The sequence below is a fragment of the Nonomuraea sp. NPDC050153 genome, from assembly GCF_044460125.1.
Classification (GTDB): Bacteria; Actinomycetota; Actinomycetes; order Streptosporangiales; family Streptosporangiaceae; genus Nonomuraea.
In genome coordinates, this window is sequence record NZ_JBITJQ010000020.1 from 1 (window position 1) to 21,652 (window position 21,652).

Annotated in this window: 21 protein-coding genes; 12 read left to right on the plus strand and 9 right to left on the minus strand. The window is 70.8% G+C overall.

From position 1 onward, the window contains the following. Nucleotides 1–183 precede the first annotated feature (183 nt). The 6 genes from ACIBQ1_RS37280 to ACIBQ1_RS37305 all read right to left on the minus strand — a co-directional run bounded on the left by ACIBQ1_RS37280 (nucleotide 184) and on the right by ACIBQ1_RS37305 (nucleotide 6,872). Nucleotides 184–1,194 carry an N-acetylglucosamine kinase gene (locus ACIBQ1_RS37280; RefSeq protein ID WP_397284227.1) on the minus strand — a complete coding sequence of 337 codons (1,011 nt, stop codon included), beginning with the start codon at nucleotides 1,192–1,194 and terminating at the stop codon, nucleotides 184–186. Beyond that, nucleotides 1,179–2,441, minus strand: coding sequence for a 6-phospho-beta-glucosidase (locus ACIBQ1_RS37285; protein WP_397284229.1), 1,263 nt, complete (start codon nucleotides 2,439–2,441; stop codon nucleotides 1,179–1,181). The genes ACIBQ1_RS37280 and ACIBQ1_RS37285 overlap by 16 nt, the downstream gene beginning before the upstream one ends. Beyond that, nucleotides 2,438–3,334, minus strand: coding sequence for a carbohydrate ABC transporter permease (locus ACIBQ1_RS37290; protein WP_397284231.1), 897 nt, complete (start codon nucleotides 3,332–3,334; stop codon nucleotides 2,438–2,440). The genes ACIBQ1_RS37285 and ACIBQ1_RS37290 overlap by 4 nt, the downstream gene beginning before the upstream one ends. Then, nucleotides 3,334–4,308, minus strand: coding sequence for a carbohydrate ABC transporter permease (locus ACIBQ1_RS37295; RefSeq protein ID WP_397284233.1), 975 nt, complete (start codon nucleotides 4,306–4,308; stop codon nucleotides 3,334–3,336). The genes ACIBQ1_RS37290 and ACIBQ1_RS37295 overlap by 1 nt, the downstream gene beginning before the upstream one ends. A gap of 5 nt (nucleotides 4,309–4,313) precedes the next feature. Further along, a complete protein-coding gene (locus ACIBQ1_RS37300; RefSeq protein WP_397284235.1) occupies nucleotides 4,314–5,636 on the minus strand; it encodes an ABC transporter substrate-binding protein in 1,323 nt (440 codons plus the stop codon). A 72-nt stretch (nucleotides 5,637–5,708) separates the two neighbouring features. After that, nucleotides 5,709–6,872 carry an ROK family protein gene (locus tag ACIBQ1_RS37305; protein ID WP_397284237.1) on the minus strand — a complete coding sequence of 388 codons (1,164 nt, stop codon included), beginning with the start codon at nucleotides 6,870–6,872 and terminating at the stop codon, nucleotides 5,709–5,711. Between the two features lie 228 nt (nucleotides 6,873–7,100). On the opposite strand from ACIBQ1_RS37305, the gene ACIBQ1_RS37310 reads away from it, so the two are divergent. Together ACIBQ1_RS37310 and ACIBQ1_RS37315 are read left to right on the plus strand one after the other, a co-directional pair. Further along, nucleotides 7,101–7,469: a hypothetical protein gene (locus ACIBQ1_RS37310; protein WP_397284239.1), complete on the plus strand. Its 369-nt coding sequence runs from the start codon at nucleotides 7,101–7,103 to the stop codon at nucleotides 7,467–7,469. A gap of 244 nt (nucleotides 7,470–7,713) precedes the next feature. Then, nucleotides 7,714–8,514: an NPP1 family protein gene (locus ACIBQ1_RS37315; RefSeq protein ID WP_397284241.1), complete on the plus strand. Its 801-nt coding sequence runs from the start codon at nucleotides 7,714–7,716 to the stop codon at nucleotides 8,512–8,514. A 55-nt stretch (nucleotides 8,515–8,569) separates the two neighbouring features. On the opposite strand, the gene ACIBQ1_RS37320 is transcribed toward ACIBQ1_RS37315, so the two are convergent. Next, the gene (locus ACIBQ1_RS37320; protein ID WP_397284243.1) at nucleotides 8,570–9,520 is read right to left on the minus strand and encodes a helix-turn-helix transcriptional regulator; all 951 of its coding nucleotides are present in this window, start codon (nucleotides 9,518–9,520) and stop codon (nucleotides 8,570–8,572) included. A gap of 85 nt (nucleotides 9,521–9,605) precedes the next feature. Between ACIBQ1_RS37320 and ACIBQ1_RS37325 the strand changes: the two genes are divergently transcribed. The 4 genes from ACIBQ1_RS37325 (at nucleotide 9,606) to ACIBQ1_RS37340 (ending at nucleotide 13,112) form a co-directional block, all read left to right on the plus strand. Beyond that, the gene (locus ACIBQ1_RS37325; protein ID WP_397284245.1) at nucleotides 9,606–10,709 is read left to right on the plus strand and encodes an epoxide hydrolase family protein; all 1,104 of its coding nucleotides are present in this window, start codon (nucleotides 9,606–9,608) and stop codon (nucleotides 10,707–10,709) included. A gap of 120 nt (nucleotides 10,710–10,829) precedes the next feature. Next, nucleotides 10,830–11,099 carry a metal-sensitive transcriptional regulator gene (locus ACIBQ1_RS37330; protein WP_397284247.1) on the plus strand — a complete coding sequence of 90 codons (270 nt, stop codon included), beginning with the start codon at nucleotides 10,830–10,832 and terminating at the stop codon, nucleotides 11,097–11,099. Nucleotides 11,100–11,176: 77 nt separating this feature from the next. Further along, entirely contained in the window at nucleotides 11,177–12,511 is a 1,335-nt protein-coding gene (locus ACIBQ1_RS37335; protein ID WP_397284249.1) for an MBL fold metallo-hydrolase, read from the plus strand. Between the two features lie 28 nt (nucleotides 12,512–12,539). Further along, nucleotides 12,540–13,112, plus strand: a complete 573-nt coding sequence (locus ACIBQ1_RS37340; RefSeq protein WP_397284251.1) for a rhodanese-like domain-containing protein — start codon at nucleotides 12,540–12,542, stop codon at nucleotides 13,110–13,112. A 190-nt stretch (nucleotides 13,113–13,302) separates the two neighbouring features. Here the strand turns inward: ACIBQ1_RS37340 and ACIBQ1_RS37345 are convergent, their stop codons facing one another. Continuing rightward, the gene (locus ACIBQ1_RS37345) at nucleotides 13,303–13,839 is read right to left on the minus strand and encodes a TetR family transcriptional regulator (protein ID WP_397284253.1); all 537 of its coding nucleotides are present in this window, start codon (nucleotides 13,837–13,839) and stop codon (nucleotides 13,303–13,305) included. Between the two features lie 85 nt (nucleotides 13,840–13,924). On the opposite strand from ACIBQ1_RS37345, the gene ACIBQ1_RS37350 reads away from it, so the two are divergent. The 5 genes from ACIBQ1_RS37350 (at nucleotide 13,925) to ACIBQ1_RS37370 (ending at nucleotide 19,273) form a co-directional block, all read left to right on the plus strand. Continuing rightward, nucleotides 13,925–15,070, plus strand: a complete 1,146-nt coding sequence (locus ACIBQ1_RS37350) for an FAD-dependent oxidoreductase (protein ID WP_397284254.1) — start codon at nucleotides 13,925–13,927, stop codon at nucleotides 15,068–15,070. Between the two features lie 57 nt (nucleotides 15,071–15,127). After that, the gene (locus ACIBQ1_RS37355) at nucleotides 15,128–15,847 is read left to right on the plus strand and encodes a hypothetical protein (RefSeq protein WP_397284256.1); all 720 of its coding nucleotides are present in this window, start codon (nucleotides 15,128–15,130) and stop codon (nucleotides 15,845–15,847) included. 71 nt (nucleotides 15,848–15,918) lie between these two features. Continuing rightward, nucleotides 15,919–16,443 carry a PadR family transcriptional regulator gene (locus ACIBQ1_RS37360; RefSeq protein WP_397284258.1) on the plus strand — a complete coding sequence of 175 codons (525 nt, stop codon included), beginning with the start codon at nucleotides 15,919–15,921 and terminating at the stop codon, nucleotides 16,441–16,443. Then, nucleotides 16,443–17,129 (plus strand): ABC transporter ATP-binding protein, encoded by a 687-nt coding sequence (locus tag ACIBQ1_RS37365; protein ID WP_397284260.1) that lies wholly within the window; start codon nucleotides 16,443–16,445, stop codon nucleotides 17,127–17,129. Before ACIBQ1_RS37360 ends, ACIBQ1_RS37365 begins: the two co-directional genes overlap by 1 nt. Further along, a complete protein-coding gene (locus tag ACIBQ1_RS37370) occupies nucleotides 17,129–19,273 on the plus strand; it encodes an FtsX-like permease family protein (RefSeq protein ID WP_397284262.1) in 2,145 nt (714 codons plus the stop codon). The genes ACIBQ1_RS37365 and ACIBQ1_RS37370 overlap by 1 nt, the downstream gene beginning before the upstream one ends. A 64-nt stretch (nucleotides 19,274–19,337) precedes the next feature. Here the strand turns inward: ACIBQ1_RS37370 and ACIBQ1_RS37375 are convergent, their stop codons facing one another. Beyond that, nucleotides 19,338–20,474: a mandelate racemase/muconate lactonizing enzyme family protein gene (locus tag ACIBQ1_RS37375; protein WP_397284264.1), complete on the minus strand. Its 1,137-nt coding sequence runs from the start codon at nucleotides 20,472–20,474 to the stop codon at nucleotides 19,338–19,340. 169 nt (nucleotides 20,475–20,643) lie between these two features. On the opposite strand from ACIBQ1_RS37375, the gene ACIBQ1_RS37380 reads away from it, so the two are divergent. Then, nucleotides 20,644–21,615 (plus strand): LacI family DNA-binding transcriptional regulator, encoded by a 972-nt coding sequence (locus ACIBQ1_RS37380; RefSeq protein ID WP_397284266.1) that lies wholly within the window; start codon nucleotides 20,644–20,646, stop codon nucleotides 21,613–21,615. The last annotated feature ends 37 nt before the right edge of the window (nucleotides 21,616–21,652 follow it).

A 21,652-nucleotide genomic window follows, 5' to 3' on the forward strand; every position in this document is an offset into this window, starting at 1 on the left:
TACAACGAGACCGCCCGGCCCTTCAGATGGAAGTTCACCCCGGCCGACCTCGAGGACCTACTGACCCGGATCGAGCGACACGAACAGAAAGAGCGTAACTCCCAGCAGCTCACCGGCTGCGACCATCAGCCTGCCTTACTCGACGCAGCCGCGTAACCCCCGAGAGATTTACGCAGACGACCACTAAGGCTCGCGGCCCGCGGCGCCGGTGCGGTAGCCGTCGCGCAGGCGGTCCTCCGCGCCGGCGCTCGCGCCGAGCTCGTCCAGGCCGAGCAGCGCGGCGCCGACGGCCGGGGGCACGTCCACCACGCGGGGCGTCGCCTTCGGAGCCGTACGGGCGCAGCCCGCGTGGACGCGGCCGAGCAGGTACGCGTCGCCGCTGGCGAGGATGCCGCCCCCGAGCACGATGTCGACGGGGACGTCCAGGAGATCCAGCCGGCGCAGCGCCGCCGACGCGAGCAGGACCACCTCCTCGGCGAGCCGATCCACCACCTTCCTGGCCACGGCGTCACCGCGCCCCGCGGCCGCCAGCAGCAGCGGGTTGAGCTCCTGGAGCCGGCTCCTGGGAACCTCCCCGAAGTGGACCTGCTCGGCGAGCTCGACCACGGAGGACACCCCGAAGTGCGCGGCCACGAGAGAGCGCAACGCGGTGTCGGGTCCGCGGCCGTCCTCGGCCCGTATCGCCCGCCACAACGTCTCGTCGCCCAGGAACAGGCCGCCGCCCCAGTCGCCGGACAGCCGGCCGATCGCCGGGAACCGCAGCGTCCTGCCGTCGGGCGCGATGCCGACGCAGTTGATGCCCGCCCCGCAGACCACCGCGACCCCGTGCCCGCGCGGAGTGCCGGCACGTAGCAGGGCGAAGGTGTCGTTGTCGACAGTGATCCGTTCGGACCAGCCCAGCTCGGCCAGGGCCCGCGTCAGCGCCTGCTGCTCCCGGCCGAAGTCGACTCCGGCGAGGTACGCCGCCGTGTGCCGGACGTATGGGGCCCGCAGCGCCGGGTCGAACTCGCCCACCGCCTGCCTGACCAGCGCGTCGAGAGTGGCGGCGCCGGCCGCGAGGCCCACCCGCTGCGCCGACGCCCCGGGGCCGCGTACCTGGGACAGCACCGTGCCGTCGGGTGCGACGAGGAGGACGTCCGTCTTGGAGTTGCCGCCGTCGAGCGCCAGCACCGCGTCGATCACGCCGCCGCCCACGGCAGGAAGTCGCGGTTGACCGAGACCAGCCGGTCGGCCAGGGTCTCCGCCTGGTCGATCTGGCCGATGAGGGGATGCGCCAGCAGCGCGTCGAACACCCGGTCCCGCCCGCCGTGCAACGCCGCCTCCAGGGCCAGGCTCTCGTACGCGCTGACGTGCGCCACCAGCCCCGCGACCGCCGGCGGCAGCGGGGGCGACGGCAGCGGTACGGGACCCTCGCCGGTGATCCGCGCGGGGACCTCCACCACGGCGTCGGCCGGCAGGAACGGCAGGGTGGAGCCGTTGCGGGCGTTGACCACCTGCACGTCTCCCCTGTCGGTCAGGATGGAGGCCACGAGCTGGACGGCCGCCTCCGAGTAGTAGGCGCCGCCCCGCTGCTCCAGCAGCGCCGGCTTGGCGACCAGGCCGGGGTCGCGGTACAGCTCAAGGAGGCCGTCCTCGATACCGGCCACGGTCTCGGCCCGTGAGGGGCGGGCCCGCTGCTCGGCCACGACCGCGTCGTGCCGGTAGTAGTACTTCAGGTAGTAGGACGGCACCGCGCCGAGCCTGCGCATCACCGCGGCGGGCAGCCCGACGTGGTCGGCGAGCCGGTCGGCGTGCTCGGCCAGCAGCCGGGGCAGCTCGTCCACCCCGTCGACCCGCACGGCGCGTACCCAGGTCAGATGGTTCAGCCCGGCATGCTCCAGGGCGACCCGGTCTGGGGCGACGCCGAGCAGCTCGGCCACCCAGCGCTGGAAGGTGATGGCGACGTTGCAGAGCCCCACCGCGCGGTGACCGGCGTCGAGCAGCGCCCGGGTGACGATGCCGACCGGGTTGGTGAAGTCGACGATCCAGGTCTTGTCACCGGCGACGCGCCGCACCCGTTCGGCCACGTCGAGGACGACCGGCACCGTGCGCAGCGCCTTGGCCAGGCCGCCCGCGCCCGTGGTCTCCTGTCCGACGCAGCCGCACTCCAGCGGCACCGTCTCGTCGCCCGCGCGGGCGCGCTGCCCGCCGACGCGCAGCTGGAGCAGTACGGCGGCGGCCCCGTCCGCGCCGGCCTCCAGGTCGGCGGTCAGACGCAGCTTGGCCGGGTGACCGGCCTGGTCGAGGAGGCGGCGGGCGAACCCGCCCACGACCTCCAGGCGGTCGAGGTCGGGGTCGACCAGCGCGATCTCCTCGATCTCGACGGCGGCACGACGATTGGCGATCCCGCTGACCAGCTCCGGGGTGTAGGTGGAGCCGCCCCCGACGACGGTGAGTTTCAACCCTTTACTCCTGTGAAGGTGATGCCTCGGACGAAGGACTTCTGCGCGAACACGAAAAGGAGGATGACGGGCAGCATGACCACCACGGTCACGGCCATGGTGAGGTTCCACTGCACCTGGTGCGCGCCCCGGAACGAGGCCAGCGCCAGCGAAAGCGTCCACTGGTCCGGGTTCTCCCCCGCGTACAGCAGGGGCCCGAAGTAGTCGTTCCAGGTGTACATGAAACAGAACAGGGACACGGCGGCGATGCCGGGCCGGGTCATCGGGAGCAGCACGCGAAGCAGCGCGCGCAGGTCGCCGCAGCCGTCCACCCGGGCGGCGTCGAGGTAGGACTGCGGCACCGTGAGGAAGAACTGCCGCAGCAGGAAGATGCTGAACGCGTCGATCAGGAAGTACGGCAGGATCAGCGGCCACAGGGTGCCGGTGAGGTGGAGGCGGGCCCACAGGATGTACAGCGGGACCGACAGCACCTGCGGCGGGATCATCATGGCGGCGATCACCATCAGGAACACCGCCTGGCGGCCCCGCCACCGCATCCGGGCCAGCGCGTACGCGGCCGGCACGCTCGACAGGAGCATCCCCGCCGTGGCCAGCACCGAATACAGCATGCTGTTGACCAGGTACGTCAGCAGCGGCGCGGTGCGGAAGACCTCCGCGAAGTTCTCCGGGTGCCACGAGCGCGGCCACAGGTCGGCCGTCAGCGCCTGCCGGTCGGACATGAACGCGGTGAGCGCGACGAAGACCAGCGGCAGGACGAACATCGCCCCGATCGCCAGCGCGATGCTGTGCACCGCGATCCAGCGCATGAGGCCGCGCCGGTGCCGCCGGCGCCGCGATGTCCGGTCCGGGGCCGCGTGGCCCGAGTCGACGCCGCGGGCGGTGAGGACGGCCATCAGCTCATCTCCTCGGCGTGGGAGGCGCGGCGCAGACGCTGCACGAAGATCACCGTGAACAGCGTGGAGACGACGAACAGGAAGACCGACATCGCCGACGCGTAGCCCATGTTGTAGTAGTGGAATCCCTGCTGGTACAGCCAGACCGGGAAGGTCAGCGTGGAGTTGTCCGGATAGCCGATGACCCGCTGGCTCCCGGCGACGTCGGCCGACCCGGAGGCCACCGACGCGGCCACCACGGCCTGGGTGAAGTACTGCAGCCCGAGGATGATGGAGTTGATCACCCCGAAGACGAGCACGGGCGCGATCGACGGCAGCGTGATGTGCCAGAACCGCCGCACGGGCCCGGCGCCGTCCAGCCCGGCCGCCTCGTAGAGCTCGGCGGGCACGTCGAGCATCCCCGCCAGCAGGATGATGATGAGCTCGCCCGAGACCCACAGGGTGAGCAGGGTCAGCGCGGGCTTGGCCCACGCGGGGTCGCTGAACCACAGCGGGCCGGAGATCCCGAACCAGCCGAGCACGGTGTTCACCGGCCCGGTGCCCGGGTTGAACAGGAAGGTGAAGGCCAGGGTCGCCGCCACCGGCGGGGCCAGCGCGGGCAGGTAGACCAGGGTCCTGAACAGCCCGGCGCCGCTCCTGACGCGGGCCAGCACGGCCGCGACGCCGGTGGCGAAGACCAGGCGGAGCACGGTGATGACGACGACCAGCCACACCGTGTTGTAGGCCGCCTTCCTGGCCAGCGGATCGCCCGCCAGCAGGTGGACGTAGTTGCGCAGCCCGACCCACACCGGGTCGTTGAGCAGGTCGTAGCGGGTGAAGGAGTAGAAGACCAGGGCGCCGAGCGGGTAGACGAAGAACAGCGCCAGGCCGGCCAGCGCGGGGGCCATGAAGATCAGCGGCCGTATCCAGTGTCCCGGCCGGGGCCGGAACCGCCCGACGAGGGCGGATCCGGCCACGTGCGGTGTGACGGTCATGGTCTTCAGCTGCCGAGCTGGGCGTCGGCGTCGATCTGCGTGGCCGTCTTCGTCAGGCCCGCCTTCAGGTCGGGGACGCCGCCGCCCTGGTAGGCGATGGCGAAGTCCTCGGTGGTCTTGAGATAGGCGCCGCCGTTCGCGCTGGCCGGGTTCGTGGCCAGGTTGGGGTTGGCGAAGATGTCGAGGAAGGTCTTGAAGTGGGCGTCCCCCTGCAACTCCGGGTCCTTGAGCGCGGGGATCGTGGAGGGGACGTTCTTCAGGCCGTGGGCCAGCTCCTGCAGGGGAGCCGGATCCGTCGTCAGGTATTTGACCAGCTCCCAGCCGGCGCCGGCGTTCTTGGCGCCCTTCGGGATGCCGATGATCGTGCCCGTGGTGTAGCCGCCGCCGTAGAGCTCGGGCTTGTTGTCGGCGACCGGGAACGGAGCCGTGGCGTACTCCAGGTTGGGCGCCTCGGCCGCGATGAAGGCGGTGCGGAACTCACCGTCCATCATCATGGCGATCTGGCCCTTCTCGAAGGCGTGGTCCGGTGAGTACTCCTGACCGAGGCCGGCGGTGAATTTCGCCAGCTTGTCCTTGCCGTAGAAGTCGGTGAACTTCTTGGCCCACTCCAGCATCGCCTGCCATTGAGGGTCGGCGCCGAGGGCCGACTTACCGTCCTGGCCCGTCCACTGGGCGCCCCAGTTCGCCGCCCACATCTGCACGTGGTTGGCGTAGAAGCCGACCGTGGGCACGAATCCGGCGACCTTGATGGAGCCGTCGGGGTTGAAGACCGTCAGCTTCTTGGCGTACTCGAACAGCTCCGACATCGTCTTCGGCGGCCCGTCGAGACCGGCCTTGGCGAACATCGCCTTGTTGTAGTAGAGGCCGTACACGTCCGCGAGCAGCGGCATCGCGCACCGGGTGCCCTTGAACTCGGTGTACGTGCGGGTGGCGGTGGGAAGCAGGTTCAGGTCCAGCTTGTCGCGGGCGATGTAGGACTTGAGGTCCTGCCAGGCCCCGCTGGAACAGAACTGGCCGATGTTGTCGGTGGAGAAGGAGATGGCGACGTCAGGAGGGTTGCCTCCTCTGATCGCCTGGGCGACCTTGTCGTCGTCCTGGCTCCCCTGGTTGTTGACGGTGATGTTGGGGTGCTTGGCGTGGAAACCGTCCAGCGCCTTCTGGAGCACGCCGAGCTCGCGACCGCTGAACTTGCTCCAGACGGACAGGGACACCTTCTCGTCGGCGGAGGGCGCGGCGGCCGTACCCGACGACCCCGTCTCTACCGCCCCGCACGCGCTTGCGAGCAGCGCGAGGACCGCGCACGCCGCCGCGACACCGATTCGTCGCATGGAAATCCTCCAAGGGGGTGAACTGCTGCTGACCGGCCGCCATGGCCAGGTCAAAGGGGGTGGAGGCGGCCATCAGGAGGGGATGGCGAAGACCTCGTCGCGCGCCCCGGCCAGGGCCAGCCGCAGCGCGCCGGAGCGGACCGGGTTCCCGGTCACCAGGCTTGGCAGGATCGCCGGCCGGGGCAGGACGAGCTGTCCCAGCTCCTCGACGACCAGGTCGCACAGGGCGCCGCCGCCGGCCCGGCCGACGTCGCCCGTGAGGACCACGAGCTCGGGATCGACCACCGACACCACGCCCGCCACGGCCAGCGCGACCCGGCGGGCCAGCTCCCGCAGGAAGGCCGCGCGGGCGTCCCGGTCCGGGCCGAGATCCTGCGCGAGCAGCTTGTCCAGGTCGTCGGCGGCGAGGCCGTGCTCGCGCGCCAGCGCGGTCACCGCCCTGGTGCCGAGCACGTCGCCGACCCGCTGGGCGCCTGTCACGCCGGGCTGCGGGCAGGGCATCCAGTCGATCTCGCCGGCACCGCCGGAGGCACCCCGCAGCAATCGCCCCTCGGAGACCACCGCGGCGCCGATGCCCCGGCCGATCCAGAGCAGTACGAAGTCGTCGACCCCCACCGCCCTGCCGACCGCCATCTCGTCGAGGGCGACCAGGTTCACGTCGTTCTCGACCGCCACCGCCACCGACGTGCCGAGCGCTCCGGAGAGCCGGTCGAGGACGTCGAAGCCCTGCCAGGCCGACAGGTGCGGCGCGAAGCGCAGGTGCCCGGTGCGCTTGTCGACCGATCCGGGCAGGCCCACGACGACCCTGTGCAACTGCTCGACGCCCAGGCCGACCTCGCCCGCGGCGGCGGAGACCGCACGACGCAGATCCTCCACACCGAGGTCCGCCTCCACGTCGGGACGGTACCGGTACTCTGCGACGATCTCGCCGCGGATGTCGGACACCGCGATGTCCAGCAGCCGCGGGGTGAGATCGACGGCCGCCACGTGGGCGAGCGCGCCGTTGACCGCCCAGAGCTGCGCCCGCGGCCCCTTCCCACCCTCCCGGAAACCGGCCCGCTGCACGTGCCCGCTCTCTTCGAGCCGGAGCAGCAGGTCGGCCGTCGCCGGTTTCGACAGCCCGATCTGTGACTCCAGCTCCAGGCGGGTCAGCGGCCCGCGGTCGAGGAGGGCCAGCAACGCGGCGCGGTCGTTGATCCGGCGCAACAGCTGAGGGCTGCCGGCACGCTGTTCCACCAGGGCCTCCCTACTGTCTGGGAACTTCCCAGACGGTTGCCGAGGAATGTACCCCATGCACGTCGGCCCACGTCAAGAGGTTGTCGCGGTAATGGCCAAAAAATCCGACATATCAACCCGCCACCAGGGCGCGGGCCCGGCAAAAGTCCGTCGTATGTCCTGCCGCTGCCCTGTTCAGCCCCCATCCCCGCGCCGAGAATCGGTGCTGGAGAACCTGAGGAGGCGGACATGGCACACACGGGATCGCGTTCGAGGAAGCCGAGCATCGTCCTGAGCACGGCCGTCCTGCTGGGCACGGCCCTGGCGCTGATGACGGGCGGGCCCGCGAGCGCCGACCAGGCGCTCTCGGGCGCGGCGCTCGCGGTCACCTGCGGTGACGGCTCGCTGTCGGCCGACTGGTACTTCGACTCCTCGCACCACAATCCCAACGCGTGCGCCAAGTGCCAGGAGGCGGGTGCCAGGCTCGAGGCCACGGGCATCTGGCGCGCCTACTGCAAACGGCGGTACAACCCGGCCGGCACGCTCACCCGGGTGGACCTCTACCGCTTCTGCGTGGGTTGCCGCAGCACCGAGGCGGCCATCGTCGTGGGCCGGTGACCGGCCCCTCCCCCGGCCCCCTCCCCCGGCCGCCGATCACCGGCCGCGCGGCCCGTCGGGCCCTGGTATCGCGGTAAACACATTGGCCGCGTTCTGTTCGCCGGAAAGCCTTGGACGAGCACGGGTCTGCCGTCGTCTGATAGAGGCATGACCGACCCGGAAGATCTTCAGTCAACCCCGTTGTCGAGATCTTCGGGCCGTTCCTCCCTGTCGCATCACCCCCAACTCGACGAGGAGATCAGCCATGCCGCAGGACAGACCGGGCAACGCGTCCCCGCGGGGACACCGCAGGCGCAGGGTGTCGTTCGCGTTACGCGTGCTGGTGGCCGCCATCGCGATCGTCGTGGCCGTCCCGGGCATCGCCCACGCCGCGCCGCCCACCGCCCTCGACTGGGCCGCGCCCTGGACCGACCGTACGCACCAGCCGGCCTTCGACTATGACGGGGACGGCTGCTACCCCACGCCAGCCATCGGCCGCGACGGGACCATCGCCCCCGGGCTGGCCCTGGGCGGCGCGGTCAACGGGCAGTGCCACGACCTGTCCGACCTCGACAACACCAACTCCTATTCGCGCTCCAAGTGCAACAACGGCTGGTGCGCGTACGTGTACGCGCTCTACTTCGAGAAGGACCAGACGCTGCCCGGGTGCTGCGGCCACCGGCACGACTGGGAGCACGTCGTGGTGTGGGTCCAGGGCGACCACGGGCAGTACGTGGCGGCCTCGGCGCACGGTAACTACAGCATCCGCCCGCGTTCGCAGGTCGCCTGGGACGAGACCGGCACCCACCCGAAGATCATCTACCACAAGGACGGGCTCTCCACCCACGCCTTCCGCTTCGCCGGCTTCGACGAGCAGCCGGAGAACCACAAAGGTTCATGGCAGTTCCCACCGCTGATCGGCTGGGACGACTACCCGCCCGGCTTCCGTGACCGGCTGGTCGCGCACGACTTCGGCTCGGCCCAGTTCGGGCTCAGGGACTCCTCGTTCAACGGGGAGCTCGCCAAGGCCAAGCCGGCCGGCATCCCGTTCGACCCCTACGCCTGACGCGTCGCCACCCGCCCACTCGCGACGCCGGTGGGCGGGTGCGCCAGATGGCCCGCTAGATGGCCCGCAGGAACCTCTCCGCGACCGCACGCAGCTCCGCCACCAGCTCAGGCGAGCCCTCGACCGTGAAGTCCTCGCCCAGCATGGCCAGGTAACTCGCGAGCATCAGCGGATTGTCCGACCCCGGTTCGAACACGCACCGGTCCTCGCCCAGCGGCAGAATCTCCGCCGGCACCGGCAGCTTGCGCCGCACCCGCTCCGCGGGCGCGCGTACCACCACCCTGGCCCGGTAACGCCAGGTCGCCGCGGCACCCCCACGGGCGACGTGCCCTGCGACATCGCCCCCTTCGGGTAGCGGGCGCGGAGTGAAGCGCGCGCCTGGCGGTGTGCGGGGCCGGATGCGGTCCACCCGGAACGTACGCCAGTCACCCCGATCGAGATCCCACGCCACCAGATACCAGCGCCGCCCGGTGTGCACCAGCCGGTGCGGCTCGGTGTCACGCACCGAGGAGCCGCCGTCGTGCGACTCATAGTCGAACCGGAGCCCTTCGCAGTCCCGGCACGCCGTCGCGATCACGGTCAGCACGTCGGCGTCGACGCTCGGCCCCGCCCACGGCGCCGGCACCGTCGACGCCTGCACCGCCTCCACCCGCCTGCGCAGCCGCGACGGCAGCACCTGCTGCAGCTTGACCAGCGCCCTGGCCGAGGTCTCCTCCATGCCCGTCACCGTGCCGCCGGCGGCCGTACGCAGGCCGACCGCGACCGCGACGGCCTCCTCGTCGTCCAGCAGCAGCGGCGGCAGGCTCGCGCCCGCCCCCAGCCGGTAGCCGCCCGCCGGCCCGCGGGTGGTCTCCACCGGGTAGCCGAGGCCACGCAGCCGCTCCACGTCGTTGCGCACGGTTCGCGTGGTGACCTCCAGCCGCTCGGCCAGCTCGGTACCGGTCCAGGCCCGTCGCGCCTGCAGGAGTGACAGCAACTTCAGCAGCCTGGCCGAGGTTTCCAACATTCTTCGAGTCTGCCACCCATATAGGAAAGAACTGTTCCACTTTGGTTCATAGCGTTGGTGCATCCGAAGCCGAAGGAGCCCTGCGATGCGCATCGAGCCGTTCACCATCGCCATACCGCAGTCCGACGTCGACGACCTGGCCGACCGGCTGGCCAGGACCCGCTGGCCCGACGCCCTGCCCGGCGCCGCCGGGCGCAGCGGCCTGCCGGTGGAGTACCTGCGGGAGCTGGCCGCGTACTGGGAAAGGAGCTACGACTGGCGCGCCGCCGAGGCGGAGCTCAACGAGTTCCCGCAGTTCACCACCGAGATCGATGGGCAGCGAATCCACTTCGCGCACGCGCGCTCCGGCAACCCCGACGCCCTGCCGCTGCTGCTCACCCATGGGTACCCCAGCTCGTTCGCCGAGTTCAGCACGCTGGTCAGGCTGCTGCGGCAGGACTTCCACCTGGTGGTGCCGTCGCTGCCCGGCTTCGGCTTCTCCACCCCGGTGCGTGAGCCCGGCTGGACCATGACCCGCACGGCCAGGGCCTGGGCCGAGCTGATGCGCGGCCTCGGCTACGAACGGTACGGCGTCCACGGCGGCGATGTCGGCGCGGGCGTCTCGGGCGTGGTCGGCGGCCTCGACGGTGAGCACGTCGTGGGCGTCCACGTGGTGACCGACCCGCTGACCGCGGCGAACACGGCCACCTTCCTCCCCGGCCTGGCCGATCGGCTGGACCCTGAGGACCCGGTGGACAAGCTGGTCCTGGACCGGATGGCGGAGTTCCGCAGTGACGGCAGCGGCTACCTGGCGATCCAGAACAGCCGCCCCCAGACCATCGGCTACCTGCTCAACGACTCCCCGGCCGGCCAGCTGTGCTGGATCGCGGAGAAGTTCGAGGAGTGGACCGACCTGCCGTACGACCGGGACCAGTTGCTCACCATCGTGAGCCTCTACTGGTTCACCCGCTCCGGCGTCACCGCCGCCGGCTTCCTGTACGAGCAGGCCCACTCCACCGACTGGGGTGCGCCGCCGGCCGTGCCGCAGGGGTTCGCGGTGTTCGGCGCCGACCCCACCGTGCGCAAGCTGATGGACCCGCCCGCGGGCGCGTACTGGGCCGAGTACGAGCGGGGCAAGCACTTCCCCGCTATGGAGGCGCCGGAAGTGCTGGCCGCGGACCTGCGGACCTTCTTCGGCGACCTGAAGTGACGCGGTCCGGCATGAAGTGAAGGCCGACACCCGGGGCCGGACATTGGTCCCCGATCGGCGTGACGCATGCCACTGCGCCCGGCTTGTCCAGCAGGGTACCCCCGGGGGTATAGTCGCGGCATGGAGCTGAACGAGGGCATGGTGGGAGACGCGCTGACCCGGCTGAAGCGGGCGCACGGCCAGCTCGCCGGGGTGATCGCGATGATCGAGGCGGGCGAGGACTGCGCGAAGGTCCTCACCCAGTTGGCCGCCGTCTCCAAGGCTCTCGACCGGGCCGGCTTCAAGATCGTGGCCAGTGGGCTACGCCACTGCCAGGACGCCCAGAACCGCGGCGAGCAGCCGCCGATGAGCCTCGCCGAGTTGGAGAAGCTCTTTCTCGCCCTCGCTTAGACCAGCGGCCGCGGACTCCGCGGCCGCCTGTTTTTGCTCGAACGATACCCCCGGGGGTATAGAGAGGAAGTAAGCGCATGGACGTCATGTCGTTCCGCACCCCAGGTCTGGGCGACCAGACTTACCTGCTGACGCACGAGGGCAGGGGCATCCTCGTCGATCCCCAGCGTGACATCGACCGCTTCCTGACGGCTGCGGCCGAGCATGACGTGGAGCTGCGGTTCGTCCTTGAGACGCACCTGCACAACGACTACGTCTCCGGCGCCGAACAGGCAGCGTCGCGCGCCGGAGCGGAGCTGGTGCTGCCCGCCGCCGCGGCGGCCACGTACCGGCACACCCCCGCTTTCCACCTGGAGGAGATCGACGGTGGTGGCGGCCTGACGATCCGGCCCGTCCATACCCCCGGCCACACCCCCGAGCACACCAGCTATCTGGTGCTCCTCGACGGGGAGCCGGTCGCGGTGTTCTCCGGCGGCAGCCTGCTGGTCGGTTCGGCCGGACGGACCGACCTGCTCGGCCCAGAGCGCGCCCGCACGTTGGCGCGCCTCCAGCACACCTCGCTGCACCGCCTGGCCGCGCTGCCGCCCGGCACCGGCCTGTACCCCACGCACGGCGAAGGCTCCCTGTGCACCGCCACCGGCGCCGGCCGCCTGACCTCCACCATCGGAGCCGAACGCGCCGGCAACCCACTGCTGGCCATCGACGAGCCGGAGGCGTTGGCCGACGCGCTGCTGGCCGCCCCCATGCCCATCCCCGCCTTCTACCGGCACATGGGTCCGGCCAACACGCTCGGCGTGCCGCCCATGCCACCCGTGGAGGTTCCGGAGCTGAGCGCCGTGCCCGCGACCTCGCGGGTGGTCGACGTCCGGCCCCGCCGGGCGCAGGCCGACGGCATGCTGCCCGGCTCGCTCGGCATCGAACTGGACGACGACTTCGGCAGCTGGGTGGGCTGGCTGCTGCCGTACGCCGAGCCGATCACACTGGTCGCCGGGCCCCGTCAGGACGTCGCCGAGGCCGTCACCCAGCTCGCCCGGATCGGCATCGACACCGTCCAGGGCGTCGTCCGCGACCTCGGCCGGGCCGCCACACAGACGTACGAGCTCGTGGAGCTCGACGACTTCGTCAAGCGGCTGGCCCGGCCGCACGTTCAGCTGCTGGACGTGCGGCTGGACGGCGAACGGGAGGAGACGCGGCTGGACGGCGCCATCGAGCGCTTCCTGCCCGAGCTGTTCACCGGCGGCGTCCCCGGCGAACTCGACCCGGCACATCCGGTCCTCGTCGCCTGCGCCTCCGGTCGCCGGGCGGCCATCGCCGCGAGCCACCTGGCCCGCCGCGGCTACCGGCCGATCGCGCTCACCGGCGCCGGCGTCGGCGACGTCGTGGCCGCGCTCAAGAAGCGCCACGCCGCCTGACAGCCCCTCGAAGAACAGGAGAACCTTCGTGTCCCACATCGACGCCGCCTGCGCCCGCTCGCTGATCGCGGCCAACCCCGACGTGTCCGTCGTGGACGTCCGCACTCCGGCCGAGTTCGCCTCCGCGCACATCGACGGCGCCATCAACCTGCCCCTCGACCAGATCGAGGGGCACCTGCGACGCATCGTCACCGAGGCGGGCGGCCGCCTGCTGCTCATCTGCCAGTCCGGCAGCCGCGCCGAGCGCGCCAGGTCGGCGCTGCACGACGCCGGGCCGGCCGACGTCGTGGTGCTGGAGGGCGGCATGAACGCCTGGATCGCCTCCGGAGCGCCCGTCAACCGCGGCCGGGTGCGCTGGGCGCTGGAGCGGCAGGTCCGGCTCGTCGCGGGCAGCCTCGTGTTCGCCTCGGTCGTGGCCGGTCTGTGGGTTCCCGCCGCGGCGCTCGTCGCCGCGCTCGTCGGGGCGGGCCTGGCGGTGGCCGCGCTCACCGACACCTGTGCCATGGGCATGCTGCTGGCCAAGCTGCCGTACAACCGGGCGGGCGGCGTCGACGTCGAGACCGCCATCGCCCGCCTGCGCCGCGCCTCCTCTACCGCCTGAGCCGCACCCTGCCGTCACGCAGTGGGCCGAACCATGACTCTTACATACCCCCGGGAGTATCTGTGGTCGTCTTGACCCTGGCCGCCGCCGTCCTGGTCGGCGTGACCGAAGAACCGTGAACCTCAATGCGACCTCCCCCTGGTGGGGTAGTTGCTGGTGGAGTCCGCCGTTCCTCAGGCGGGGGAGGAAGTCAATCCGTGAGATATCGCTGGATCGTGGGACCGAGCCAGGCGACCAGCTCTTCCTCCGACATCGCCACCATCGGAGGAAATTTCAGGATGTAGCGGGTGAGGGCCAGGCCCAGCAGCTGTGAGGCGACAAGGGAAGCCCGCGCGGGAGCGCGCTCCGGATCGCCGGTGAGCTTGACCACGACCGGAAGCACCTGGCCACCGAGGATCGTGCGCATGCGTTCCGCGGCGGCCTCGTTCGTCACCCCGGTCCGCAGCAGGACCTGCAGCCCCTCGTCGGCCTCCCACTTGCGCAGGAAGTGCCGGACCAGGCCGCCGCCCGCCTGGCCGGGCGGCAGGTCGGGCAACTCCAGGTCGAACACGGCCGCGGCGGCGAACAGCTTCTCCTTGTTGCCGAAGTAGCGCATCACCATGGCCGGGTCGATCCGGGCGTCGGCGGCGATGGCTCTGATGGTGGCCTTGTCGTAGCCGTCGGCGGCGAAGCGTTCGCGGGCCGCGGCCAGGATCAGGGCCTTGGTCTCGGTGGAGGATCTCCTCATGTCAACAAGTGTAGGCCAACACGTGTTGACATAGCCATCATGGCGACCTACTTTTATGCCAACAGCCGTTGACCAAGGAGACGCCGTGGACACCCAAATACTGATCGCCGGAGCCGGGCCCGCCGGGCTCACCGCCGCGATCGTCCTGACCCAGCTCGGCAGGCAGGTCGTGATCGTGGACGCGCAGGCCAAGGGTTCCAACACCTCCCGCGCCGCCGTCGTGCACTCGCGCACCCTGGAGGTGCTGGAGCCGTACGGCGTGACGGAGCGGATGGTCGCGCACGGCATCCACACCCCGATCTTCACCATCCGTGACCGCGACAAGGTCCTGGTGCCGGTGCCGTTCGGCGGCCTGCCCACCGCCTACCCGTACACGCTGATGATCTCCCAGGCCGACACCGAGGCGTACCTGCTGGCCCGCCTGGAGGAGCTCGGCGGCAAGGTGATCAGGCCCGCCCGGGTCAGCCGCGTCGAGCAGGACGCCGACGGCGTCACCGCCACCCTGGACGACGGGCAGCGGATCCGCGCCGCCTACCTGATCGGCGCCGACGGCCTGCACAGCACGGTCCGCGAGAGTGCCGGGATCGGCTTCACCGGCGGCACGTACGACGAGTCGTTCGTCCTGGCCGACGTCCGCCTGTCGGGCGGGGTGCCGCACAACGAGGTCATCCTGTACTTCTCGCCCGCCGGACTGGTGGTCGTCGCCCCGCTGCCCGGCGGCCTGCACCGCATCGTCGCCACCGTGGAGGAAGCCCCCAAGGAGCCAGGCATCCCCTTCGTGCAGCACCTGCTCGACACCCGCGGACCCGAGGCCGAGCCCGCGCGGGTGCAGGAGCTGATCTGGGGATCGCGGTTCCGGGTGCACCACCGCATCGCCGACACCTTCCGCCAGGGCCGCATCCTGCTGGCCGGCGACGCCGCCCATGTGCATTCGCCGGCCGGCGGCCAGGGCATGAACCTGGGCATCGACGACGCCGTCCACCTGGGCGAGGCGCTGGCCCGGGTGCTCGGCGGCGAGCCGGACAGCCTGCTCGACGCCTATGCCGCCGCCCGCCGCCCGCAGGCCGAGCAGGTGGTCGCCCTCGCCGGACGGCTCACCGCGCTGGCCACCGCCTCCTCGGGCCGCCGCGTGCTGCGCAACCTGGTCCTCGGGCTGGCGGGCCGCATCCCCGCCGTACGCAGGCGCCTGGCCTGGCAGCTGTCCGGCCTGAACAGAAGGCAAGCCTCGTGAACCCTCCTCACCAGGAGGGACGCGCACCATGACACCGGTCACCCGAAGGGACACATCGTGAAACTCGTCAACGACCGCCTCGCCGTCAAGGCCCGCCTCGCCGAGCCGAACGACCGCGGCTACCTGCTCTTCGCCGCCGAAACCGGCACCTGGCGCGGCCCCTTCCCCACATCCATCCCCTCACTCGACCCGCTGAAGGCCATTGCCGCCGAACTTGCCGCCCGCCCCGGGGTCGAGGAGGCCACCGTCTTCCGCGGCCGGCTGCGCCCGCCCGGCGAGGGCGAGGCCCTCCTGGCCGCGCGGGGCCTCTCGCCCGCCCGCTACGACGTGGTCCTGCTGGTCCGCACGACCGGCCTCGCCAGCGCGCTGGCCCTGCGCGACGACCCCCTGTACGGCAAGGCCACGACCGTGCTGCCGGCCCGCCGCACACACCAGATCGCCGGTCGCAACGCGGCCCGGCTGGGCGACGTCGACCACCGCCCGGACCACGCCTTCCTGTTCAACTACTTCTACGCCGACAACGATGAGGTGTTGCTGAAGGTCTGGGAGTACACCGCCGGCTGGTTCCAGGCCAAGACCGCGCTGCCCAACTCGGTCCTGCTGCAGCCGCTCGAAGGCGAGCGCGCCGACTACGGCATCATCAACCACGCGAGCTGGCCTCGCCTGCGCACGTTCCTGCCCGGCCTGATCTTCCGGCCCACCTTCCGCCGCTTCGTACTGGCGAACTTCAAGGCGAACGGCATCGCGGCCCAGCCGATCATCTACCGGCGGGTCTGACGCCGACCGCCCTCATCCGTCGCAAAAAGAACTCTACCCAATGAGTATACTCGCAAGGTATAGTGACCAGCATGTCCATTCCATACACGCTGCTGGGACTGATCGAGGAGAACGCTCGCCACGGCTATGACCTGAAGCAGTCCTACGACCGCCGATTCGGCGATGCCAAGCCGATCCGGTTCGGCCAGATCTACCGGGTCCTCGCCCAGTTGGTGCGCGATGGGCTGGCCGAGATCGTCGGTGTGGAGCCGGGCGCCGGGCCGGACCGCAAGCGGTATGCGATCACCCCGGAGGGAGTGGCCGATTTGGACCGTTGGCTGGCCGAGCCGGAGGATCCACAGCCCCAGCTCCAGAATGTGCTGTTCACCAAGGTCGTGCTGGCGCTGATCTCCGGTCGCCCGGCCGAGGAGTTCCTCGACGCTCAGCGGGAGCGCCACATGGCCAGGATGCGTCAGCTGACCCAGCTGCGGCGCGAGATGACGGAGACGCACGGCGCGCTGCTCGCCGACTACGAGCTCTTTCACATCGAGGCCGACCTGCGCTGGATCGACCACGCGGCCGGCCGGCTGGCCTCGCTCGCAGCGGAGGTGCGGTAATGATGGACGTGCTGGCCTGCCGCGACCTGCACAAGAGTTTCGGCCTCACCCACGCGTTGCGCGGCGCCAGCCTCTCGGTGAGTGCCGGAGAGGTGCTGGCGGTCATGGGCCCCAGCGGATCCGGAAAGTCGACGCTACTGCAGTGCCTGGCGGGCATTCTCACCCCCGACGCCGGCGAGGTGACCCTCGACGGCATGCGGGTCGACCTTCTGGGTGACCACCGGCGTACCCGATTGCGGCGGACGATCTTCGGTTTCGTCTTCCAGTTCGGGCAGCTGGTGTCCGAGCTTCCGGTGGCGGAGAACATCGCGCTGCCGCTGCTGCTGGCCGGAGACCGCCGCCGGGCCGCGCTCTCCGCCGCCCGGGATTGGCTGCCGCGGCTCGGGCTGGACGGGCTCCACGACCGGCTGCCCGCCGACCTGTCGGGAGGGCAGGCACAGCGGGTGGCCATCGCCCGGGCGCTGATCGCGGGCCCCCGGGTGCTGTTCGCCGACGAGCCGACCGGGGCGCTGGACTCCGTGGCGGCCGACCAGGTCATGGAGGTGCTGATGGACGAGGTCCGGGCCCAGGGCACCTGCGTGCTCATGGTGACCCACGAACCTCGGGTCGCCGCCTACGCCGATCGGACGATCACCGTGCGAGACGGACGGGTCGTCCACCCCGCAAGGAGCTGGGAGGTCGTGTGATGAGTGTGCTGCTCGGGTTGAGGATGACGTTCGTCGGCCGGCGAAGGAGCCTGCCCGGGCTGGTGCTGACGGCCGTCGGCGTCGCTGCCGGAGTCATGCTGCTCCTGTTCGGTCTGGCCGGCCAGTCCGCGCTCCAGGGGCGGCTGGAAAGGTCGGCGTGGCAGGACACGGAGGCCTCGACCGAGGCCACGGCGCCCGATCCGGCGCTGTGGCTCGCGGTCAGCGATCATTACGCGGACCGGCCGCTGCACCGCGTCCACGTGGCGGCGCTCGGGCCGCGTCCCCCTGTCCCGCCAGGACTGGATCGGCTGCCATCGGCGGGCGAGGTCGCCGTCTCACCCGCGCTGCGTGACCTTCTCGCGGCCACGCCGGACGATCAACTCGACGACCGGATCCCCGGCCGGGTCACCATGACCATCGGTGATGCCGGGCTCCGCCATCCGGACCACCTCGTGGCGGTTGTCGGCCATACGCCCGAGGAACTGCGCCGGCTTGGCGGAGCCCAGGTCGTGCACGGGATAGAGACACAGTCTCTCGACCTCATCGAGTTCCTCAAAGCCGGCCTCATGATGGCGACGATCCTCATGCTTGTCCCGATCCTCATCTTCATGATCATGGTCGCCAGGCTCGCCGGGGCCCGCCATGAGCAACGCCTCGCCGCGATGCGCATGGTCGGGGCGACCAGGCTGCAGACCGCGGCGATGGCAGCCGCGGAGACCGGGCTGAGCGCGGTGGCCGGCACCATCGCCGGTTCGCTGGGCTATCTGGCGGTGCGGCCGATCCTGGCGAACATCGTGGAATACGGGGGCTATCAGGGAGGTCGCTTCTTCCCCGCCGACCTCGTCGTGCCGCTCGACCAGCTGATCGTCGTGCTTGCCGGGGTGCCGGTGCTGGCGACGCTCACCACGCTCCTCTCGCTGCGCCGGGTGCAGATCACCCCGCTGAGAGTCGGCAGCCGCGTACCGCGGAAGCCGCCTACGGCCTGGCGGGCGCTGCCGTTGGCGGTGGGCGTCGCCGGGTTCGTCGTCGACACCGTCGTGCTGCGCATCCGGCCCGACCTCATGGCCGCCAACGACTGGGTCATCAACGTCCTGCTGCTGTGCACCCTGGCAGGTGCCGTCACGATCGGGCCGTGGGCGTGTCTGGTCGTCGGCCGGGCCATGGTCCGGTACTGCCGGCGTGCCACCACCCTCATTGCGGCTCGGCGCATCGCGGGCGATCCGCGGGCGGCCTACCGGTCGGTCGGCGGTGTTGCCCTGGCCGTGTTCGTCACCACATTGATGGCCAGCTTCTTCGGTATCGGTTCGGCTGGGGCCACGCCTGGCGCGTCGTCCGATCTACGGCTCCGCCCCGGCGTGGTGGAGATCTACGCGGGCGGCCGGCCCGCCACCGTGCTGGCACCGCTGATGTCCAGCGGGGTGGTCGTGACACGTGCCGTACCCGGCGGCGGCATTGCCGTGACCTGTGCCGAGCTGGCCCGGGTCGTCCGCGTGAGCTGCCCGCTGGCGCTGGGATCGGGCACGGAACTCCAGATGCCCAGCACCGCCGCCATGGGCATGTGGGCCTCGGGCGGGGCGGTGGTCGAACCCGGGTCAGACGCCGCCGGTCTGCCGGTGCACGCCCTGTACGTGCAGACCGACGGCAGCGTCGCCGCCGAGGAACGCGTCCGCACGCAGGCATCAGCCCTGCTGCCGCGGGCGATCGTCAGCACCAGCCGTGACGTCTTCCGCCAGACCATCGAATTCCACGTCTTCTCCGATATAGGCACCGGAATGCGCATCGCCATGCTCTTCGTCCTCCTGGTGGCGGGCTGCAGCTTGACGATCTCTCTCATCGGGGGGCTGGCCGAACGGCGCCGGCCCTTCGCGCTGCTGCGCGCCGCCGGGCTCGGCCTCGGCGAGCTGCGCCGCATCGCGCTGCTGGAGACGGCCGTGCCCCTGGTGTTCATGGTGCTCCTGGCGGCCGGGCTGGCATCGGTGCCTCCTTTTGCGATCTCGATCATCGCGGCGCAGCCGTACGCGGCGCCCGGCTGGGATTTCGCCGCGCTCCTCGGCGGCGGCGTGCTGGCGGCCCTGGCCATGACGACGCTGACGCTGCCCCTGATCGACAGCGCTACCAGGCACGACGCCGTCCGCTTCGAGTAGTGAAGGCCATCGGTTGACGCGGGTGTCCCAGCGCAGCTTCGGACAGCCAGGCCGCGCGGCCGGCTCACCAGTTGGTGAAGGCGCCGTCGCGAGTGCGCAGGTGGGGGCGTTCGTCGGCGACGGCCTGATATTTCCGGGCCTCGGCCCGGTCGATGTCGACGCCGAGGCCCGGAAGGTCGGGAACCTCGAAGCGACCTCCCCGGACCACCGGGCGGGCGGTGAACACGTCCGGCAGCTCGGGCAGGGCTTGGTGTTCCTGCACGCCGACGTACGGCGAGGCCAGGTTCAGGTGCAGCGACGAGGCCGCCGTCACCGGGCCGAGCGGGTTGTGGGTGGCCAGTTTGACGTAGTGCGCCTCGGACATGGCGGCGATCTTCCTGGCCTCGGTGAGCCCGGCCGCCACGGCGACGTCCACTCTGGCGTAGTCGATGAGGTCCTGCTCGATGAGCCGCTGGAACTCCCATTTCGACCCGAACTGCTCGCCCGCCGCCAGGGGCACCGCCGTGCGGGATCTCAACGATCGATACACCTCCAGGCCCTCGCAGCGCAGCGGGTCCTCCACGAAGTACGGCCTGGCCGCCTCGATCTCGCGGCACAACGTCACGGCCTCGGGCAGGTCGAGCCGGGTGTGCACGTCGAGGATCAGCTCCACGTCGTCGCCCACGGCCTGCCGTACGGCGTGGAACAGTTCGATGCCCCAGCGCATCGAAGCCCGCTGGTCCAGGGTGCCGTCCGCGTCATGGGGCACGGCGAAGCGCAGGTGCCGCCAGCCGTCCCCGACGAGCGCCCGGGCCCGGTCCAGGAACGCATCGAGGTCGTGGTAGTCGTCGCCCAGGTGCGCATAGGCGGGGACGTGGTCGCGCACCCGTCCCCCGAAGAGGTCGTAGACCGGCACCCCGAGCGTCTTGCCGCGGATGTCCCACAACGCCACGTCGATGGCGGCGATCGCGGACGACAGGATCCGGTCCGCGGGGAAGAAGCCCCGGCGGAACATCACCTGCCACAGGTGCTCGATCCTGGCGGGATCCTCGCCCAGCAGCAGCTCGCCAAGATGCTCGATCGCCCCGGCGACCGCCTTCTGCCGCGAACGGATGCCCACTTCGCCGATGCCGTGCACGCCCTCGTCGGTGTCGACGACGACCAGCATCATGCTGTCGCCGTGCTCGGGCAGGGTCAGCACTTCCCAACCAGTGATCTTCACAGATGATCTCCAATGAGAACGTTACCGGGATTCTCAAGAACTCCATCATGCATCATCTTGCAGACGGGAGCCAGAGGGGATTTAACGTGTTGGTGACCGTGAAGAAACCCTCTTGACGCTTCCGGGAACGTTTGCAACGATCCTCCCTATCGATGACCAGGAGGGCAGCGTGGCAGTGACGATCCGGCAGGTGGCACAGGCGGTAGGGGTGTCGGTCTCGACCGTCTCCCGCGCGTTCACCGCCCCCGATCAGGTGCAGCCGCAGACCCTGCAGCGCATCCGGGACGAGGCCGCGAAGCTGGGCTACGCGCCGAACCCGGCGGCCCGCTCGCTGCGCGGCGGGAAGACCGAGTCGCTCGGGCTGATCATCCCGGACATCGCCAACCCGTTCTTCCCGCCGATCTTCAAGGCGATGCAGGCCCGTGCCCGCAGGCTCGGCTACACCGTGCTGGCCGCCGACACCGACGAGCGGGAGTCCGACGAGCTGGAGACCATCACCGCGGTCTCCAAGCGGGTCGACGGCATGATCCTCTGGGCCTCCACCCTTTCCGAGGACAGGCTCGCCACGCTGGCCGAGACCATGCCGGTGGTCCTCGTGAACCGGCACGTGCCCGGCATTCCCGAGATCCACATCTCCCTGACCGCCGGCATCTCCCAGGCGGCCGAGCACCTGAAGGCCTACGGCCACACCGGGTGCGTCTTCGTCAACGGTTCCCGGCCCGAGCTCAGCCGAGGAAAGTCGATAAGAGAGGCGTTCGAGGCGCACGACCTGTCCCTCGTCGAGCTCGGTCCCTACGAGCCGCGCTTCGAGACCGGCGTGCACGCCGCCACCCTGGTCGCCTCCTCCGGCGCCACCGCGGTGCTCGCCCACAACGACCTGGTCGCGCTCGGCGTCCTGCACCAGCTCGCCAAGCTCGGCATCACCGTGCCAGGCGACGTCAGCGTGATCGGCATAGACGACACGCTGCTCGCCGAGACCTCCACCCCGTCGCTGACCACCATCCGCATCTCGGCCGACGATCTCGCCACCCAGGCCGCCGACCTCCTGCTCGACGCCATCGGCGGGCGGGGCGGCGGGCGCGTCGTGGAGATCGGCTCCCGGCTCATCCCCAGATCCTCGACCGGGCCCGTGCGCCGCTGACCGAAGATCCGGCCCTTCGGTACGGCACGCCGTACCG